This is a genomic window from Brakhagea slesvicensis, from assembly GCF_052161625.1.
Taxonomy (GTDB): domain Bacteria; phylum Planctomycetota; class Planctomycetia; order Pirellulales; family Pirellulaceae; genus JBKCUI01.
Genome location: NZ_CP197412.1, coordinates 4408848 through 4429228, shown reverse-complemented (window position 1 = coordinate 4429228; position 20381 = coordinate 4408848). Strand labels below are relative to the sequence as shown.

Sequence of the window (20381 nt, the reverse complement as noted above, 5' to 3'; positions counted from 1 at the left end):
AGACCGGAATCCATGACTAACAAAAATCCTATTGTTCGCCTTCGACCTGAGGTGACATTCCATTGTTTATCGACTCGTCAAGGTGTGCGATATGTCGCGGAGGATCTGCGGCATGAAAAGTTTTGGCGTTTAGGTCCGCTCGAATACGAGCTATGCGCACTTCTCGATGGAGAGTGGCGGTTGCAGGAAGCCGTCGCGATCGGACGCAAACACAGTCGCGTCATCGGAGCGCAAGACCCTGGTAAGGTTCAAAAAACTCTCGTCTGGCTTATGCAAGCTGGCATCTTAGAACGAACTGACGAGGAATCGCCCGTCGCATCGCTCGAGCCTGCGATTGGTGAGCCTCCTCCAAAGCTTTTTGACCCAAGCTTTTTTCGTATCCCGATTTTGAATTCGGAGCAACTCGAAGCGATTACAAAACCTTTGCTTTGGTTGCTTTCCATTCCCTCCGCCTGTGTTGCCGCGTTGGTCTGGGGGATCGGGATCAGTTTTGCGATTACAGACTTTCACACGATCACATCTCTGAGTACGGAGCTCTTTGTACCGGGTAGCTATTGGTGGCTATTGCTTGCGTGGGTAGTCCTCAAAACGGTGCATGAATTAGGGCATGCCGTCGCGTGCACGCGAGTCGGGGCCAAGCCACGTTCTGCTGGGATTGGGTTTATGTTTTTCGCCCCATCTCCGTATGTCAACGTCACCAGCGTTTGGAGGATTGACAATCGCTGGTCTAGGATTCTCGTCAGCGCATCGGGGATGCTTTTCGAATGGACGATTGCCGCTGTCGCAGCGATCGGCGTTTGCACGCTCGAGTCATCCAATCTTCGGTACTTGTGCGCCTCGATTGTGACGATGGGAACCTTTTCAACTCTCGTCTTCAACGGAAACCCGTTGATGCGATTCGACGGTTACTACATTTTGATCGATTTGATTGGGCGTCCAAACTTGTGGCAGGACGCGCAGGCCACGGTGAAGCAGATTGGACGTCGGATGTTTTTTCGATCCGACCGGAACACACCTATTGCACCAATGTTGTTGCTATACGGTCTCTCAAGTTGGGTATCGCGTATGCTGACGATGCTGACGATGGGCTGGGGACTCTGGGTCGCTTGGGACGGTCTCGGTATGCTCGTAGTCGTCGCTTTTGCCTTGCTGTGGTTCATCGTACCCCGTTTTGTTACACGAAAGCCGTCAACACCATCGATAGGATGGCGAGCGATCTTGAAGGAGTTTCGGGAGCTTGATCCCCGAAAATGCAAACGAGCCGCAGTGTTATTCGCAGGCGTCATCGTTCTTGGCTTTCTTCCCTCACCCATGCAAATTTATTGGCCTGGCTGCGTCGATTTCATCGAACCCTCGGAGCTTCGAGTGGATGCTTCGGGGTTCGTGAAAGATGTTCTCGTGCACGATGGACAGGGGGTGCGGCAGGGGGACGAAGTCATTCGGATGGAGAATCCCGCATTGCAAATCGAATACGAGATTGCGGTGCAGATGAAAGAGTCCAGCGAGCGACGATGCCATATGCTTCGAGCGCAAAAAAAGGAGTCCGAACTACAAGCTGAAGAAGCGGTGCTGGAAGCACTGCGTTACCAATGCACGTCGTTGAAGGACAAGTTGGAATCACTCATCGTGAAGGCTCCGCGAGACGGTGTCTTGATGATTCGAGCGTCTCAGAATTTGAAGGGCAATTTCCTTGAATCAGGCAGCTCGATCGGATTAGTGGTCGATCCTACCAAGCTTGAGGTACGCGCTACCATTCCACAAGAAGCTTGGGAACGAGTCTCCGGTGCGAATGGGGAACCGATGGTGGTCCGACTATCGAATGGGGAGCGCTGGCAAGGCTCGGTGCTTCAAGTCCTCCCCCGATCGACTGACGTACTGAGTTTCGCAAGCTTGGGCGGTATCTTCGGAGGCCCCATTGCGGTACGCTCGGAGAAAGACGAGCAAGGCAAGGAAGAATACAAAACCGACAAACCGCGATTGGAAGTACGCGTTGCGATAAAGCCCAAGTCAACTACGTCATCCGCATGGAACACAACCATGGCTCGAAGCCTTCCACCGGCCGGCATTCATTGCTCGCTGCGTCTCGAACACGAGCGAGAAAACAGTTGGCAATCGCTTTGGAGATGGATCGATGCAGCCTTGAAATTTCAGTTTCGAGACGATCCGCGTGCATAGGACACAAATTCGGACACGCAAACCGCTTCGACGATAAGCTCGAAAATTCTACCTCGAAAGCCCATTGGACTTTGACGGTTGTATCGATTGTAGGGCCTTCGCGTGGTAAGACGTATCGATTATGCGGCTTCTGATTTTCACGTTTTCGAAAACTTCATCGCAACGTGTCTTTTGCTCAAGTCAAAGCTTTAATCCCAAGTTTGTCATGGATACATTGGAGGGGACGAGTTGCTCGATCGAGACCTCGCACCAACCTGACTCACAGCTCTCCAAGAATGCGTGCTAAGCAATGTCGCAAGTACCTATGCCAATCGAAAGCGAAGTTGATTTGTTGCTCCGAAATGCTCAATTGCGCGACGAGCTGGAGCCTTACCTCGATGAATCGGTTGACTTAGTCTCTCTCCGGCAGATGTCATTGGTGGAGGAGAACGAGTTTCTCGCCTCCATTTTGGCTTGGGAGCGAGCCCCTACACTTCCGATCAGCCAGTGGTTTGAGCCGGAGCTCAAGCTCCCCAATCCTGAATCGTTATGCGACTTAGAATTGCACCAACTCTTGTGGCAAACGATTGCAGCGCTTTATGAGCAACGTGTTGTCCTCGATTTGACCGATCATCTCAGCGATCGGCAGCTTTACTGTCTCATTGCGAGAGACATTCTCCCGTCTTACGAGAAGCGTATCGCGGACCATCGCAACTATCTCCACTGGCATTGCTTGGAGGAGAACGACATGGAATGTTGGTTGAAGTACTACGCAACCGATTGCGAGCGACAGCAGTGGGAAGAAGAAAACGGGATGTCTACACCCGAGAAGTCCGAGCCGCCCTATCCTCGAAAGATGCCGCGTCGCCCAAGCAACCTTAGCTAGTCACGATTCGGTTTGCTGCCCCCAGCCCTGTCTCGAATCCCTTACAAGGCCGCGTTTCAAGCGGCCTTGTTGCATTCAGGGTGGCTTTCTCCTCGGAAGCGGGCCGATTTTGAAAATTCAGCGCCCATTCGACTCGCACCTTCAACCTTGGTAGGTTAGTGGCAGGATGTACCAAGTGGTTGGTTCATAAAACCGAGACAGGAGAAAACACGATCCGCAGAGGTGGCCGCTGCGAAAGGAGATTGGCAACATGTACTGGTGGCTAGGGATACTTGTCGTCCTCTGTTTATTCCCCGTCTGGCACTTTCTCGCAAAGTGGTATGACGAAGACAAGCCGTCCGGGTTCACACCAAGAGGCGAAGAAGAGTCGTCGCGAAGTTATCCGGAGTAGTGTCCTAACGTTATCCGGAGTAGCCGTCCTGGAGTCATCTGGAGTCATCTGGAGTCGAAGGACGGATTCAGCTCAGTTCGCGCGAACGTTGGGAGGCAGCCACGACAGCGTCGATGATGGCGCTTCGAAACCCTGCTCGTTCGAGGACAGCGAGCGCAGAAGCTGTTGTACCTGCCGGACTGGTGACTTGCTCGCGTAGGATCGCGGGATGGGTTCCCGTATCTTGCACCATGGTGGCAGCCCCCAAGACCGTTTGTACTGCCAGTTCCAGGGCAGTTTGTCGGCTCAGGCCGCTCATAACTCCGCCATCGCTCAGGGCCTCGATCATCATCAGAACATAGGCAGGTCCTGATCCGGAGAGCCCGGTCACAGCATGCAATTGATCGTCTGTGCACCGAACAAATCGCCCGACGGCACCGAAGATCGCGTCGCACCAGGCTGCGTCCTGAGGGGTAACCCCTTTGCCCACCGCGATTCCACTCGCGCCTTGTCGACTTTGGCAGGGGGTGTTGGGCATGACACGGATCACGCGTTCGCTTTCAAACCAATCCGCCAACTTTTTGAGAGAGATGCCTGCTGCGATCGACACGAGCAAATGTTCATTGCGAGTGTAAGGTCTCAGCGAGATCGCGATCTCCGAAAGGACTTGCGGTTTGACAGCCAGCACGACTCGGGTGGCTTGATCGAATAGTTCTTTGGTTGACTCGGGGATGACGCAACCGGGAAACTGCTCGCGCAATCGGGCTTGCTGCGAGGCATTTGGTTCATAGATCACCAAGTCGGAGGTCTTTGCGAGCCCAGCAGCAATGACCCCTTTGGCGATCGCCGTGGCCATTTGACCGCCACCGAGAAATCCGATCGTGTTTGACATCAGGCGACGGTCCAGTGAGCTTTGAGAACTTCGGAGGTTGCTTGCGATTTGTTCAGCACGTAAAAGTGGACGCCGGGGACACCTCTTTTCAAAAGGTCATCCACCTGTGCCTGCGCGAACTCCACTCCGACTTGGAATTGCCAGGTCGGGTCTGCATTGTGCTGCAATCGGGAGACAAACGATTCAGGAAGCGACGCTTTGCAGAGGGATGCGATCCTTTGGATTTGAGCCAAGTTGGTGACGGGCAGAATTCCGGGGACGATCGGGATTTCAATTCCTTTCGCTTTGCATTTGTCGACGAATCGGAAGTAGTCGGCATTATTGTAGAAAAGCTGGGTAACGATAATGTCCGCCCCTGCGTCGACTTTCCGTTTAAGGTTGTCCAAGTCGATTTCGGCGTTGGGTGCCTCTTGGTGTACTTCCGGATAGCCTGCCACTGCGATACCCAGTTGATTGAACTCGGAGCGGATCAGCGCAACCAGTTCGTTTGCATAGCACAATCCCCCTTCGGTTTGCTGGAAGACCGTTTCCCCCTTTGGAGGATCACCGCGGAGGGCCACGATGTAGTCCGTACCAATCGCGATTGCGGCGCGAAGATAGTCGCGGAGTTCGTCCACGGTGGATCCGACACAGGTCAAATGCGAAGCGACAGGAATGTTCGTTTGCTTCTTCACTCGCTCCAAAATCTCTAAGGTTCGACCTCTGGTCGATCCCCCCGCACCGTAGGTACAGGTGAAGAAATCCGGCGCGAAGTCAGCCAATTCGCCGACTGTCACCAGCAATTGGTCGACACCTTCATCGCTCTTGGGAGGAAAAAGCTCGAACGAAAGACCTCTTCCAGAACTAAAATAATCGCGAAGCCCCATCCAGACTTTCCTCAAACGGTTGAACTGTCGATAGAATTCCTACCTTCCGGTTCCGCTGGATCCGACCTCGTTGAGGTCCATTCCATGGGGGGAAGGGAGTCCCTATGCCTGATTGACTTGGACAATCCTAGTTTAGTTGATCCCTTCCGGTGGACAAAGCGGTCTTCACCCTGCTTTTGCCCTCGCGAATCGAGAAAAGCGAAAAACCGATGTCGTTTGTCCTTACCGCCTGCCAACCGAAGAAACTCCTTGAGGGAAACACCGTATGCAAAAGCCTCTCGTTAACCGGCGAGTTCTCGCATTCGTCGGGGACATCTATGAAGACTTAGAGCTTTGGTATCCCAAGCTCCGATTGATCGAAGCCGGGGCGGAATTTGTGATCGCGGGAGAAGAGGCTCAAAAGGTCTATGAGGGAAAAAACGGATACCCTTGCAAATCGGACATCACCATCGATCAGGCCCATGCTGCCGATTACGACGCGGTCCTTTTACCGGGTGGATTTATGCCCGACCGGCTCCGAAGGTTGCCCAAGGTGAAATCGCTCATCGCCGAGTTCGCGGCGAGCCAGAAGTGCGTGGCGGCGATCTGTCATGGTGGTTGGCTCGCAATCTCCGCCGGAGTTTATCGCGGCGTCAAGGTAACGGGGTCACCGGGGATCAAGGATGATTTGGAGAATGCAGGTGCGATCTGGGAAGATGCTCCTGTTGTCGTCGATCGTCATTTTGTAAGCAGTCGCAAACCCGATGATTTGCCGTGGTTCGCATCCGCGATGATCGAGGTGATCTGCCAACAATGACCGTCGATCGACTCGATATTGCGGCAGAATACTTCGAAAAGCTGGCGTATACACCTTACCCTGTTCAAGAAGAAGCGATCTACGCCTACTTCAGTTCCGACCAAGGAGTGTTGGTGTGCGCTCCGACCGGTACAGGTAAGACGCTCATTGCCGAAGCTGCCATTTATGAAGCATTGCGCACGGGCAAGCGTTGTTATTACACAACGCCGCTGATTGCCCTGACCGACCAAAAGCTCTTGGAGATCCAACAAACGGCTTTGCGATGGGGCTATCCCATCGACTCGATCGGGTTGGTCACAGGCAATCGACGAGTGAATCCTGACGCGCCTGTGCTGGTCGTCGTCGCTGAAATCCTTCTCAATCGGTTGATGGGGCAAGAAAATGACAACTTCGAAGACGTCGCATCGGTGGTCATGGATGAGTTCCATTCGTTCAATGATCCTGAGCGAGGGATCGTTTGGGAGTTGACACTCGGTTTAATGCCCAAGCATGTCCGAACCATGCTTCTCTCGGCGACGATCGGAAACAGCGTCGAGTTCTGCAGTTGGCTCTTTCGATCCCACGGTCGTAACCTAGAGCTCGTGCAAGGAACGGAGAGGAAGGTTCCGTTGCAATTCGAATGGGTCGACGATGCCTACCTCGATGAACATTTGGAACGCATCGCAGAAGGAGACGAAGCCAAACGTCGCACCCCAGGGCTTGTCTTTTGCTTCAATCGAGAGCAATGCTGGCAAGTCTCGGAGTTGCTAAAAGGAAAGAAGCTCATCGACAAAGAGCGCCAGGCGATCATCACCAAACGAATCGAATCGTTCGATTTCTCCAAAGGGGCAGGGCCCAAGCTCAAACAGATCCTCATCCGCGGTGTCGGGGTGCATCACGCGGGAATCATGCCCAAGTATCGCCGCCTCGTCGAACAGCTCTTTCAAGAGAAATTGCTCAGCGTCACCGTTTGTACCGAAACCCTTTCGGCAGGAATTAATCTCCCCGCCCGAAGTGTGATTTTGCCGAGCATCGTCAAGGGTCCGTTCGGCAAGAAGAAGATTGTCGAGCCTAGCACCGCCCATCAGATCTTCGGTCGTGCGGGACGCCCTCAATACGACACGCAAGGCTTCGTCTATGTGCTCGCTCATGAAGACGACGTGAAACACTTGCGATGGAAGCAGCAGTACGATCAGATTCCCGAGGACACCAAGGATCCCAACCTACTGCGTGCCAAGAAGCAGCTCAAAAAGAAGATGCCGACGAAGAGGGCGGGCGAGACGTATTGGACTCGCGAGCAATTTGAGAAGCTGCGGACTGCCCCGGCGGCCAAACTCGAGAGTCGGGGCATGTTACCCTGGCGACTGCTAGCGTATCTCCTTCTAAACGACTCGAAGGTGCAGCCGCTTCGCGATCTGGTCGGACGTAGATTGCAAACCTCCGATCAAATTGCCAAGGGTCAAAAGGACCTCAATCGGATGCTCGTTACTCTTTGGAAAGCGGGCTTCCTCGAATTGGAACCCAAACCTCAGCCGTTGCAACCGACAACAATCCCTGCAGCTGCCGAGAAGAAGATCTCCAAACCGCGCTGGCTCGATATCGACCTTCCCGAAACCGAATCGGAAGAAGACGAGGAGCTTCACGCGCCGACGTCTCCAGTGAGTGAAGAGGAACCAATCCCCCTAGACCTCGAATCGTACCGCCCGAACATGGCCGTACCAACCGAACGTTTAACGTATCTTTCGCAGCTTCGTAGCATCAACCCGATCTATGGACTCTACATGGTCAATATGCTGCAGTACGCGGACGAGGGGGAACGTATCCAAGCGCTCGAAAGCGTTCTCGAGTTGCCTGCGAACATTGCCAAGATCGTGCGCGTCCCGTTTCCGGATCAATTGCCGCCAGGACCGCTTGCCCACTCGATCTTGCATCCTCAACTTCTCTCACTGGGGCTTGCGAGCGCCGCCGAGCTCACCGGGCGTTCGGAGGATGAAGAGGAAGAACCGGACGCCGAGCAGCTCCAAGCCGAAGCGGGGGGGATGAAGGGGCGCTACCGGCGATGGGAAAACCGAGATGAGCCTCCCCCTCGGCCGTTGGTTCTCGCAGAGAAATTGCGGCGAGTCTTCGATTACGAATTTCCAGGTGTGCACGACGTGTTCACACGTGGCGTTTGGGTCGTTGGCGAGTTGCTCGAATTCGGTGGTGATTTCAACAAGTACATCGTCGCACGGGGGCTTCAGAAGCACGAAGGGCTATTGTTCCGGCACGTGCTGCGATTCATATTGCTAGTCGAAGAGATCGCGCAGATCGCGCCATCAGAAAGCAAGCAAGAGGACTGGGAAGATCCTCTCTACGCGCTAGCCGATCGATTGGTCGAATGTTGCCGCAGCGTGGATCCCGAATCGACCGATGAGATCTTGCAGGGAGAAAGCAAACGGCCTCACCCGCGTTCGAGGACTAAAGAATCGCTTGAATAGGTGTTCCGTTGCTAATTGCCAGTGGCCTGCCGAATCGGTCATGTAGTTCGGTAGACGGAGCGAACCCTAGACAGTGGAAGATTGTTGCTGCCAAGTCCTGTGGTTCGACTCGCCCCTCCAGGGGATAGGCACCTTGACGATCCGATGCACCGAAGACCGTTCCGCCCCGTACGCCACCTCCTGCGAGGGCTCCGCTGAATACATGGCCCCAATGATCGCGACCTCCCGCAGCATTAAAGCGCGGAGTTCTACCGAACTCCCCGACCCATACGACGAGGGTTTCCTCGAGCAGTCCTCGTTGGTCGAGATCTTCCAGAAGCGCGGAGTAGGCTTGATCCATCGGCGGCATCAATGCGTTTTTGATTCGCTCATTATGTTTCGCATGGGAATCCCAAGCAGGCGCAACATCCTCGTCGTTTTCCCATCGTGTCCAATTGACTTGAACGAGCGACACCCCTGCTTCGATCATACGACGCGCAAGCAAAACACTTTGGCCGAACCGATTTCTTCCATAGCGATCTCGCACGGCTTCCGTCTCTTTGTCCAAAGCGAATGCACGTTGTGCGGCCGGAGTTTGAAGCAGCTCCACCGCCTTGGATTGCCAGGCGGTCCAGCGTTGCACCGAAGAGTGCGATTGAATTTGGTCTAAACGCCGATTGAGAGCATGTAGAAAGTCTCGGCGCTGTGCAAAGCGTTCGCTGGAAATATCACTTGGCAGCGCAATATCGGGGACTCGGAAGTCTGCTTTGTTGGGATCGCAAGTGATAAGCCAAGGGTCGGATTGACTATTGAGCCAGCCAGCGTCCTGCCCCGGCCAAAGTAGTCGGCCAGTGTTCCAAATTTCTTCTGGCAATCGAACGGAACCAGGCAATGCACCCGAGTCTCCTTTCAAATGGCGAACGACCGCTGCAATGGATGGCCAATTATTCGGCGCACCGGGAAGTGCGTTTTCCGAATTCTTGGGTGCATGGGGATGCCCGGTCAGCATCCAGTATCCGCTCGAGGAGTGCGCGTTGTCGTCGGTCGCCAAAGCTCTTAGTACGGCGATCTTATCGGTGAGTTTGGCAGTGAGAGGCATCAACTCGCCGACTCGCAGCCCAGGTGTCGCGGTTTCGATCGATCCGAACTGCCCTCGAACCTCCTCGGGTGCATCGGGCTTGGGGTCCCAAGTCTCATGCTGTGGTGGCCCGCCCAAAAGGAAGAGAACGATGCAGTGTTTCGCCTGCCCAAATCCAGACAGTCGCTTCGGCGCGTCTCCTGGCAATGGTTCGGCCCCCTGGGCGTTTTGGATTCGCAACAAATCTGCCAGGGACAAGGCTCCTGCGCTAATCCCTCCCACCTTGAGCCACTCACGACGAGAAAGACCATCGCATAAGCTAGCAGATCGACCTTGAAAGGATAACATTGGCGGGAACTCCGAACCGGCTAGGCTTCCATGGACGAAGGAAGTCATTGCGGTCTTCAGAGAAGGAAGGAAGGAAGGGGATGGGCTACTCAACGGCAGGGCGTGCATTGTAGCTGATTTTGGATTCCAACGGCTCCCCTACGTAGAACACTCGCGACAAGAACGCCCCACGCGAGCGGGAAATCGATTATACTCCACGAGGACTTTATCCCACCTCAAAGCCAACCATTAGTCCCATTAGGATTCCCTCCCATGGCTTTCTCTCGCAATGAAAAACCGAATGATTCGGTTGATTGGCGGCATTCCGGCATCGCCAGAAGGACCGCGCTCCAAATGGGTGCGATTGGAGTGTTTGGGCTTGGGAGCAATCATCTTCTAACGCTCCGCGAGGCGAATGCTGCTGCGAATCCCCGTCCATCGGGCAAGGCAAAGTCGTGCATATTTATCTTCCTTTCAGGGGGACTTTCGCAGCACGAGAGCTTTGACATGAAGCCGGAAGCGCCCGAGGATATTCGCGGCGAGTTCCGTCCCATCGCGACCAAAACGCCTGGTCTTCAAATTTGTGAGCATCTGCCGAAATTGGCGGCGCAAAGTCATCGATGGTCCCTTTGTCGATCGCTTTCGCATCCATCGAATGATCATTCCACCGGGCATCATATTTTGCTTACCGGTCGATCGAGCTTGCCTGCGGGCTTCAATCCGAACCAACCCAGTCGCTCCGACTTCCCCTCGATCGCAGCCAACGTTGGCTATACTCTTCCCTCGCAAAATAACTTGCCGCCCGCCGTCGTACTTCCCGAGCGTTTGGTCCATAACACAGGTCGTATCATTCCTGGACAACATGCCGGAGAGATGGGACAGAACCATGACCCTTGGTTTCTGGAAGCTTCACCTTTTCATAAGACTTCTTACGGCGCATTCCCAGAGTACGCTTTCGACCATCAACAAAGGCCCGGAACGGATGATCGAATATTCCAAGCTCCCCAATTGACCCTTCCGCACGGGTTGGCAATTCGAGACGTGCATGGGCGTCTAGAGCTCTTAGAGAAACTCAATAAACAAAAGCAACAACTCGAGGTCGCTGCAGTCACTCAGCGTTTCGATGCACAACGTCAAGCGGCCGTATCGCTCATGGTCGACCCCAAGGTTCAGAAGGCGCTCGACATACGCAAGTTCGATTTAAAACAGGTCGAGCGTTATGGCCAACATTCCTTCGGCTGGTCGTTGTTGATGGCACGTCACTTGATCGATGCAGGAGTACCGCTCATTCAAGTGAACTTGGGAAACAACGAAACTTGGGATACCCATGGCAACGCTTTTCCCCATTTGAAAGACCGATTGCTTCCTCCGATGGATCAGTCAGTGTCGGCTCTGATTGAGGACTTGCACGAATCAGGCCAACTCGACGAGACGCTGATCGTGATGGCAGGTGAGTTTGGCAGAACTCCAAAGATCACACATTTGGCCCAGCATTACAAACTACCTGGGCGTGACCACTGGGGAGCGCTTCAGTCGGTTCTTTTCGCTGGCGGTGGAATACAGCCGGGCGTCGTAGTCGGCAGGTCGGATGCGAGGGGGGAGTTCCCGGTCGATTCGCCGGTCTCTCCTGAGAATTTTGCCGCGACGATCTACCACTTGCTCGGTATTCCTCGCGAAGCGGTTTGGATGGACGCCGTCGATCGGCCCCATTCGATTTATTACGGTGAACCGATCGACGGATTGATTTAGTTTCACCTCCTGCCCACCTGGATTCCCACCCTATGACGATTTCCTTCCTCGGCATTCACCGATTCACTTGGCTGCCACTGCTGCTGCTCGTTTTTTGGAGCCATCCATCCTCCGCTCAGTTTCAAGTGCACTCGATCTCTCCCTCCGCTTGGACCATCGGCGCCAAGACACGCGTGACCATCACCGGCAAGGACTTGTCCAACGAGATTAGATTGCTGTTCACCGAAAAGCTCCCATACAAACTCCTCTCGGCAACCAGCGACAAAGTAGAAGTTGAAATCGATGTTCCAGCAGAGATGCCTCCTACTGAAACAGGGGTTTGGATCTCGAACAAATCCGCGGTCAGCGCAGCACATCACGTGCTTTTGGACAGACTTCCTTACGCGTCCGAATTTGGCATCGACAACCACTTGCTCGAGAACGCGATCGCAGTCTCCTATCCGTCTGTCATCGAAGGCAAAACGGAGGCCTCCCACTCGGACTTCTACCGCTTCAACGCGCTCGAAGGAGATGTGCTTTTCATCGATGTCCTCGCACAGCGGTTGGGAAGCACTATGGATAGCTATGTCAAGTTGTACGATTCCGACCAGAAGCTAATAGCAACCGCCGACGACACTGAGTTTGGACCGGATAGTCAATGCCGCGTCTCGATTGAAAAGAGCGGATGGTATGCCATCGAGGTGCGCGACAGTCGGTTCCTGGGTGGTGGCAACTACTTGATAAGGCTCTCTCCTGCCTCCGATGATGCAAACATCTACCCTCTTCTTGCAAACAAACCGCCCAAAGACGGTTTGGAATTGCGAGATCCTAAAGGGTCACCTCGTTGGGTCATTCCTCATCCGAATTCGTTTGCATTTCCATCGATCGTCTTTCAATCGTCCACGCCCGTGATCGACGAATCCGATAAGTCGGTCCATTCCGATTCCCCTGCAACCCCGAAACCACCATTCACCCTCGTCGGTCATTTGAAAAAGGATTCCGAACAAGACTCGTTTTGGATTCAAGCCGAGGCGGGCAAGACGCTTCGAATCGCGCCCCAAACCCGATCCCTTGGCTCTCCCACTATCCTGAGAGCAGAGCTTTGGAAAGAGGGGAAGATCAAAGTTGCCGAATCCCCCGTCCATGAACAGGACGAGTCGATATTGGAATTCCCCATCACGGAAACAGGTGCTTATGAGATTCGGCTCAGCGACTTGTTATTGCGAGGTGGCCCCGATCACCGGTACGCGATCGAGGTGAAATGGAAAAACGATTTCGATGTCGTATGGAAAGTAGATCCGAAAGGGACCGAAGCGCGCGTCGCAGACGTGAAAGCCGGAGCGATCGCAGTCGATCTGGTTGTGCTGCGTCAAGGCTACGACGGGCCGATCGAAATCCGATGCGAGGAACCTGCTAGTTGGCGCGTTCTCAATCCTCGCATCGATGCGAAACAAACCGGTGCACGATGCTATATCCAAGCCCCCGCAGATTGGGCACCCGGCGATGTTCAATGGCTTCGGTTAATCGCTGCCCCTCTGTCGCAAAATGCAAGCCCCAGCGATCTCCCGGCAGCCAAGGTGGTATCGAATGTGGCGTGGCTACGTGCCAAGCACCCTGCTCAACCTTATCCCCCCCGATGGAAACATCATCGCTGGGTTGTTCTCATATCTGCCGCATCGGAAGCGCCTGCGACGGTTCGCGCGCCGGAGGTGATGCGGCGCAGCCGCGAAAGCAAAGAGATAGCATGGAAAGTTCCCTTGGCTTCTTTGCAAGGCACCCTACCACCCGGCGCCGAGTTCCCACCCACGGAGCTTGAAAATCATTGGAAAGTTAAGGGAAGCATTGACAAGGAACACCTTCACTTGTCCCTCACTCGAACAGCGGGAGGTGATCATGCTACGGCAGATAGATCGTATCCTGATTCGTTGGCGGTTCCATTCTATTATGAATCTCAAGGAATTGGGCGGCTCGGAACACTGCAATTCCCGATGGAATGGTACGACCCACCCGAGCGAGTCGAGTTCTTTCCGCCAAGCATCGCAGTGCGTCGAAGCCGGGACCATCAGCGACTTTCATTGACAGGATGGGATCCATCCGGCACGGTTCGCGATTGGTCGGATTACGTTGAGTGGAGTGTTTCCGACCCCAAGTTGGGCGAGGTGCATGGTGGGATCTTCTATCCGAAGAGTTCGGGCGTTGGGACCGTCACTGGCAAAATCGGTCAACACACCATCGCTATTCCTTTGACCGTCGAGCTCTCAGACAAAGCCGCGCCTGTGGAATTCGAAAATGAGGTCCTGGTTGCGTTGTCGAAACAGGGATGCAACTCCGGTGCATGCCATGGTTCTCCAAGTGGTAAGGGTGGTTTCCGCCTTTCGTTGAGGGCATTCGATAAGGAGCTGGATTCCCTCACGCTCGTACACGAGTTCGCTGGGCGCAGAGTCAATACGATGGAGCCGGAGGAAAGCCTTTTGATCAAAAAGGGTTTGATGAAGGTTTCGCATGGTGGTGGTATGCAACTAAGAAAAGGGGAGGCCGCGTACCGTGTCCTACACGACTGGATTGCTGTAGGAGCGAACCTAGATCCACCCGATGCAGCGCGGTGCGTGAAGCTAGAAGTTTACCCTAATGATGCTCGAACTCTTCCTCTCCAGAGCGGTAAACAGAAGCTCATTGTCATGGCGCATTTCGCCGATGGAACATCGAGAGACGTGTCGGAGTTGGTCTCGTACGAGAGTTCGAGTAGCACCATCGCGACGGTATCCAGGGAGGGGATTGTGACACCGAAGTCCCAAGGAGAGACGGTTATTTTGGTTCGGTTTCTTGAGCATATCGAATCGATTCCCTTCGTCTTTATCGATTCCCGACCGGACTTCCAATGGGTAAAGCAAACGGAGTTGAATTGGATTGATCGTCTGGTCGATACGAAGCTTGAACGTTTCCAGATCAATGCGTCCCCCCTATGCGACGACCCGACATTTTTACGTCGATCCTCGCTCGATGTCATCGGTCAGCTTCCGACACCTCGCGAGACGCGAGAGTTTCTGGCGAGCAACGATCCTGGAAAGCGATCGAAGTGGATCGATCAACTTCTGGATCGACCGGAATATGCTAGTTTCTGGGCACTCAAATGGGGCGACCTTCTTCGCGTGACCACCAAAGGAGTGACCGAGGAGGGGGTCTTCAAGTACCACCGCTGGATTGAGGATTCGTTCTCTTCCAACAAACCGTACGATCAGTTCGCGAGGGAATTGCTCCTCTCCAAAGGAAGCACATTCCTTCATCCTGAAGCCAATTTCTACCGAACCGCCAAAGATGCGCAGGAGAGTGTGGAAACCGTTTCGCAGTTGTTCTTAGGGGCACGACTGCAGTGTGCAAAATGCCACAACCATCCTTTTGAACGCTGGACTCAAGACAATTACTATGGGCTGAGCGCTTTTTTCAATAGAGTGCAGCGTAAGAACACGACTCGTCCAAACGAGATGTGGATTTGGAACAGCATTCAAGGCGAGATTCAACAACCTCGAACCGGAAAAACTATGGCGCCATGGGTGCCGGGGGAACTCTCCGCTTTAGCCGACGACGCAGACCGTCGGCAATCGTTCGTCGAGTGGTTAGTAAGACCTGATAATCCTTATTTTGCCCGGGTGGAAGCCAATCGGATTTGGAGCCAACTCTTTGCGAGAGGGATAGTCGATCCAATCGATGACTTTCGCGATTCGAACCCCCCAACCAACAAACCCTTACTCGATAGTCTGTCGAGCTTTTTTGTCGAGCAAGGTTACAATCGCAAAGAATTGTTGCGTGTCATTCTAAACAGTCGAACGTATCAAGCCGATTTCGCGCCCCAAAGCAGCAATGCGGAGGATTCGCTTTACTTTTCTCATCAAGAGCCAAGGTTGTTATCGGCGGAGCCCCTTCTCGATGCGGTGAATCACTTGCTCGGAACCAAGCAACGGTTTGGAGTCTTGCCGGAGGGGACCAAAGCGACGCAGCTACCCGCGCCAGACATTGCCAAGCTCGATTTCTTGCGAGTCTTTGGTCAGCCAGAGCGTGCAACTGTTTGCGCTTGCGAGCGTTCAGATGAGTCCAATTTGGGAATGGCCATCGAACTGTTCAATGGTTCGTTTCTTTACGAAAAGTTGCGAGCTCCCGACAATCGCTTTCGGCGCATGCTTCAAGACGGGAGCAGTTTAGAGGCGATCGTCAAGGAGCTTTATCTGGCAGGTTTCTGTAGGGAACCTAGCGACGAAGAGCTGCAGCGATGCGTCGCGCATTGCCAGTCGAAGGAGAATTTAGAGGCTGGGTTGGAAGACCTTTGCTGGGTTTTGCTCAACACCGATGAATTTCTGTTCCAGCACTAAAGGTTCTCTTCGATCCATGCATATTTCTATTGGTTATCGATCGGGCTTCGCCGCATTGGGGGTATTTCTGGTTGCTACGGCCCAGAGCCTTCTAGCAGACGAGCCCCAGGAAATTTCATTTCGACGCGACGTTGCCCCGATCCTCCAGGAGCACTGCGTCGCTTGCCATGGGGCGAAACGGGCCGATGGCGGATATCGTCTTGATACCGTCGAGAATCTGCAATTGGCCGGCGAATCCGAGGCACCCCCTCTCGTTCGCGACGCAAGCAACCCAGGCGAGATCCTCGCTCGCGTCTGTGCGAGCGACCCGTCCGTTCGGATGCCATCGGACAGCGAGCCGTTGAGTGCCCCACAGTTGGAGCTTTTGAAAAAATGGATTGCGGCAGGTGCCAAGTTTGATGTCGACGATGAGCGTTCGCCCCTTTGGATGGCGATTCCTCCGAAGATGGTACCTGCACCCATAAGCTATGCTCAGCCGCAACCCATCACATCCATAAGTTTTTCGAACGGTGGCGAGCAAGTCTGGCTAGGCGGATATCACGAGCTTTTGGTGTTTTCAAGGCCGGAATATGGATTGGTGCATCGCGTTGTTCATCATTCGCAGCGTGTCATGGCGCTGCTACCAACTAGAGACGGCAGGTGGATCGCAGCAGGGGGTGCCCCTGGATTAAGCGGGGAGATTCGCGTTACGGATGCTGGTACGCGCGAAGTCGTACGAACCAAGGTCCTCGGTACCGATTTGGTTCTCGATGTAGCACTCCACCCTGCCGGCAAGGAGATCGCGTGCGCGATGACCGACGGAACGATTCGCATCTTGGAGGTCGAGTCCCTTCAATCAAAGAGAGTCTTAGCCAGCCATTCCGATTGGGTAACCCAAGTTGCGTACAGTCCGGACGGCAATCAAATGGGAAGCGCGAGTCATGACAAGACAGCCAAGGTCTTCGATACGACGAGTTGGGAAGCGATTGCTAATTATTCAGGTCACCAGGGAGCTGTACGAGGCATTGCGGCAGCTGGAAATGGGGAATGGCAAACAGTTGGCGCCGATCGGCAGTGGCATCGCTGGACTGCGGCAGGAGCGAAGAAAACCGCTGGGTTTGGATTAAGCGGAGAACCAGGAAAGATTGCGGTAACCGAAACAGAAACCATCATTCCCTGTTCCGACCAGACTTGGCATCAAGTCGAATGGAAGGGGAATAAGATTACACGATCGGTGCGCGTGCCCATGGCCATCGGATCCCTGTCTGTAGATCGCGAGAATCGAACAGTCGTAGTCGGCGGCCGGACCGGGGAGTTCGGAATCTGGAGTTTGGCTGACGGGACGATGATCCGAATGGTGGAGAGACCTTTTCCGTAGCAGACCGAGGGAATTGCGAGTTGGCAAATATCCTGTTTCGTCAATACTGGTGCTTCGCCCAGGTTTGCTCCGAATCGGTTCCGCGGTCGCCACATGATCATCAAAAAGTCGGGTCTTTTGTTTGCAATCGCAAGCGCGTTGGCATTTGCGATCATGGGCTACTGGGCGAAGCACCTCAGTCGTGAAATGCCTTCGACGGAGGTTGTCTTTTTCCGAGGATTTCTCGGTGCCATCATGCTGCTTCCCTGGTGTTGGAACGAGTTTGGGCACTTTCGAAATCCTGCGTCGAAATACCTCGTGATGAGAGGAGTGGCTGGGGCCGGTTCAGGACTTTGTTACTTTGCCACGATTGCGAAAACGACTGTTGCCAATGCGCGCGCGATCGCGGACGTCGCGCCGATCTTCGTCGTATTGCTCGGTTGGCGTTTCCTGGGGGAGCGACCGACGAACAGGCAATTGGGATATGTCCTGGTGGGATTATCGGGTACGTCCCTTCTTGGTGTCCCCGGTGCGAGCACGTGTCCTACCGATGCTTGGTTGATCGGACTGCTAGGAGCGTTGTTTGCTTCGCTGGCCTACTTTTCGTTGCGCCAGGTAAGTCAAATATTTCCAATGAGCCTTACGGTGTTCTTATTTATGGCAGCGTTGGCAATGACGGCCTTATGCTTTGCCAGTTCGGGTTGGGTTTTTCCGACCGATAGGCAGTGTTGGATTCTCTTTGGTATTGGGATCAGTGGGGTGGTGGCACAATTATGGATGACGGCGGCTTACGCACGCCTTCCCGCATTTTTAGCGACTTCGTTGGGACTTTCCTCACTGCCGATTATTGCGGCGATTGAATGGACCTTTGACCAGGACATGCCAGAGGTCTTCGAACTGCTTGCCTATGCACTCGTATTGTGCTCGGTGATGCTCCATGCCCATTCGACATGGAATCGAACTCCTGTTGCGACAACCGCATCGGAGTGAATCGGCACATTCCTCAGAAAGAGGATCGCGGTAAGACGACTGTAAACGTTGCACCTTGTCCCGGAATCGATTCCAGGGAGATCGTTCCACCCAATTCCTGAATCCGTTCTTTGACAATATACAACCCCAGTCCGGTACCGGATTCTTTGTAGGTAACGAAAGCTTCAAAGATGAAGTCTTGGTCTTCGGGTGCAATGCCTTTTCCGTTATCGATCACCGATGCGTGGAAGGATTTCTCATTCGCCATTGTAACAACCTTTACCTTAGCATGCTGATGCTCCGAGCAAGCCTCGATGGCGTTCTTCACGAGATTCATAAAGATCTCGTTCAGCGTTTGTTCGCTCCCCGCCACCGTAGCTTGCGAAGCCCCCAGTTCAAACTCCAAGACGGCACCGCGTTGCATGGCATAGTAGGAGAGTATCGATCCAATCTTCGAGATCACGAGATCGGGTTCTGAGTGTGAATTGGTCTCCTCTGGGAGTCGCGCATAGTCCAGCACCCGTTGAAGTGTGAGATGTAGGCGATCCACCTCGGAAACAATCATTTCGACATCGCGCCGGTGAGGGCTGCCGGATGGAGTCTCTTCGGCGACGAGCGATGCGATAGTGCGAATGGAGGAAAGAGGATTGCGAAGCTCGTGTGCGAGAGTACCAGAGATCATCCCCAGGGTAGAAAGCTTTTCCTTCTGAAAAAGATCTCGTTCCATCGTTCGACGCATTCGTTCATCGACAAGGTTTTGGAGGGTCGCTGCAAATTGATCCACCAACACGAGGAGCGAAGTGAGTTGTTCGTCAGCGAGCTGCAAGAAGCTTTTATCGTTTCCGAACAGTATCGCTCCCCGAATGGACTGATAGTTCATCGGAAAAGCAGCGTCGCATCCCAACGTATCCATCGCTTCTTCCAATACCGGGTTGTTTGTATAGCCCCGTTCGAGAGGAATCGTCCGAGCGACTAGGGCTTGGAGGAGATGCAATAGTGCGTTGGGATCATTCTCAGGGACCCAAACCTTGTAGGGCGAGATACGAATTCGCGAAGTGACTGGGTCCTGTACGCGATATTCTCGGTAGTTCTCTATCGGCTGACTGGTGTCGAGAAACAAGATGCGCACCCACGTTAATTCAAAACGGAGACGCAGTTGCTCGGCAAACCATTCACAACGTGCAGAGATATCGGGCGATGTCTGTTGCGTTACCTCGAGTGCGAGCTCTCGAATGGCATCGCGCACCTCGAATGCCTTTGGGCTCATCAAGAACCGAAGAGACTCGCTGGCTCGCCGTCGAAAAGGACGAATCCAGTAGATTAATAGAACCAAAACGGCCAATTCGAGCAGCACAAAATCAACATTGATGATCCCACGCAGTCGATTGGCGACAGGTTGTGCAACCAATTGATGTGCGAATAGCCCGGCTATTAAAAAGCCTCCATAAACCGTCGTCTGTTCGAACACTACCGGAAGTAGTCGATTGGTCAACACATACCAAACCAAGACAACCGAAGGCAGAAGCGGAGCGATCGCCAAACCAATACGAATCGGGTACTCCCATTCAGGGCGATCGGAGAGAAGAACATAGGCCGTGGCGGCCATCGTGAATAAGACGAGGAGAGATGAAATCCAAACAAAGAACCAGCGTCGGTTCGAAAATGGGGTCGTGATGGCAATGTACGCGAAGATAAGCGTACAAAGCCCGTTAGCGGTAGCTAGCCATCCGATGTAAATGGGTTGGATTGGCCGAACGCTTTCCATGAAGTTCCCGCGCGGGCCGGTCAAAATCTGAAATAGCGCGGGTACCAGTAGCAGAAGCGGAAAATAGAGCGCCCAGTACAATCGACTGTGGCGTGACATATTGGGTATTGGATTGCGGAGACTCGTTCGCAGGTGCAGTGCAGCGTGGAGCATCGCGGACGGCATAATAAGCAGGCCTGTACATAGAATCAGCATCGCGCCGCGGTCACCGACAAATGCCGAGTCGGTCTTCTCGTGAAAAAAGAACAAGCGTCCGAAATAGCCCAGGTGAAAAAGAAACGCGCCACCGACGAGCCACTTCAACCAGGGAGCCGCGTACTTGCGGTTGATGGGTTGGCAAAGCAGTAGGAGGAGCACTAGCTCAAAGAGCCCAGCTAGTCCTACCAGTAACCATTCCAACCGTTCCAGCATGTTG

The 20381-nt window shown here is 53.9% G+C and carries 13 protein-coding genes; 9 read left to right on the top strand and 4 right to left on the bottom strand.

The annotated features are described in order from the left end of the window. The first annotated feature begins 12 nt into the window (after positions 1 to 12). The 3 genes from SH467x_RS16760 to SH467x_RS16750 all read left to right on the top strand — a co-directional run bounded on the left by SH467x_RS16760 (position 13) and on the right by SH467x_RS16750 (position 3431). The gene (locus tag SH467x_RS16760; RefSeq protein WP_482368255.1) at positions 13 to 2175 is read left to right on the top strand and encodes an efflux RND transporter periplasmic adaptor subunit; all 2163 of its coding nucleotides are present in this window, start codon (positions 13 to 15) and stop codon (positions 2173 to 2175) included. Positions 2176 to 2464: 289 nt separating this feature from the next. Continuing rightward, positions 2465 to 3040 carry a hypothetical protein gene (locus SH467x_RS16755; RefSeq protein ID WP_482368254.1) on the top strand — a complete coding sequence of 192 codons (576 nt, stop codon included), beginning with the start codon at positions 2465 to 2467 and terminating at the stop codon, positions 3038 to 3040. Between the two features lie 250 nt (positions 3041 to 3290). Continuing rightward, positions 3291 to 3431, top strand: coding sequence for a hypothetical protein (locus SH467x_RS16750; RefSeq protein WP_482368253.1), 141 nt, complete (start codon positions 3291 to 3293; stop codon positions 3429 to 3431). A 67-nt stretch (positions 3432 to 3498) separates the two neighbouring features. On the opposite strand, the gene proC is transcribed toward SH467x_RS16750, so the two are convergent. Both proC and metF read right to left on the bottom strand, forming a co-directional pair. Next, a complete protein-coding gene (gene proC / locus SH467x_RS16745; protein ID WP_482368252.1) occupies positions 3499 to 4302 on the bottom strand; it encodes a pyrroline-5-carboxylate reductase in 804 nt (267 codons plus the stop codon). Further along, the gene (metF, locus tag SH467x_RS16740; RefSeq protein ID WP_482368251.1) at positions 4302 to 5168 is read right to left on the bottom strand and encodes a methylenetetrahydrofolate reductase [NAD(P)H]; all 867 of its coding nucleotides are present in this window, start codon (positions 5166 to 5168) and stop codon (positions 4302 to 4304) included. Before metF ends, proC begins: the two co-directional genes overlap by 1 nt. A gap of 265 nt (positions 5169 to 5433) precedes the next feature. On the opposite strand from metF, the gene SH467x_RS16735 reads away from it, so the two are divergent. After that, the gene (locus SH467x_RS16735; RefSeq protein WP_482368250.1) at positions 5434 to 5964 is read left to right on the top strand and encodes a type 1 glutamine amidotransferase domain-containing protein; all 531 of its coding nucleotides are present in this window, start codon (positions 5434 to 5436) and stop codon (positions 5962 to 5964) included. Continuing rightward, complete coding sequence (locus SH467x_RS16730) at positions 5922 to 8420, top strand: DEAD/DEAH box helicase (protein ID WP_482368249.1); 2499 nt, start codon at positions 5922 to 5924, stop codon at positions 8418 to 8420. Before SH467x_RS16735 ends, SH467x_RS16730 begins: the two co-directional genes overlap by 43 nt. Here the strand turns inward: SH467x_RS16730 and SH467x_RS16725 are convergent. Then, positions 8401 to 9825, bottom strand: coding sequence for a DUF1501 domain-containing protein (locus SH467x_RS16725; protein WP_482368248.1), 1425 nt, complete (start codon positions 9823 to 9825; stop codon positions 8401 to 8403). The genes SH467x_RS16730 and SH467x_RS16725 overlap by 20 nt on opposite strands. 252 nt (positions 9826 to 10077) lie before the next feature. On the opposite strand from SH467x_RS16725, the gene SH467x_RS16720 reads away from it, so the two are divergent. The 4 genes from SH467x_RS16720 (at position 10078) to SH467x_RS16705 (ending at position 18222) form a co-directional block, all read left to right on the top strand. Beyond that, positions 10078 to 11553, top strand: a complete 1476-nt coding sequence (locus tag SH467x_RS16720) for a DUF1501 domain-containing protein (RefSeq protein WP_482368247.1) — start codon at positions 10078 to 10080, stop codon at positions 11551 to 11553. Between the two features lie 32 nt (positions 11554 to 11585). Then, entirely contained in the window at positions 11586 to 15896 is a 4311-nt protein-coding gene (locus SH467x_RS16715; protein ID WP_482368246.1) for a DUF1549 domain-containing protein, read from the top strand. A 16-nt stretch (positions 15897 to 15912) separates the two neighbouring features. Continuing rightward, on the top strand, positions 15913 to 17253 hold the full coding sequence (locus SH467x_RS16710; protein ID WP_482368245.1) for a c-type cytochrome domain-containing protein: 1341 nt from the start codon (positions 15913 to 15915) through the stop codon (positions 17251 to 17253). A 93-nt stretch (positions 17254 to 17346) separates the two neighbouring features. Continuing rightward, the gene (locus SH467x_RS16705) at positions 17347 to 18222 is read left to right on the top strand and encodes a DMT family transporter (RefSeq protein ID WP_482368244.1); all 876 of its coding nucleotides are present in this window, start codon (positions 17347 to 17349) and stop codon (positions 18220 to 18222) included. A 13-nt stretch (positions 18223 to 18235) separates the two neighbouring features. On the opposite strand, the gene SH467x_RS16700 is transcribed toward SH467x_RS16705, so the two are convergent. After that, positions 18236 to 20377 carry a sensor histidine kinase gene (locus tag SH467x_RS16700; RefSeq protein ID WP_482368243.1) on the bottom strand — a complete coding sequence of 714 codons (2142 nt, stop codon included), beginning with the start codon at positions 20375 to 20377 and terminating at the stop codon, positions 18236 to 18238. Between the last annotated feature and the right edge of the window lie 4 nt (positions 20378 to 20381).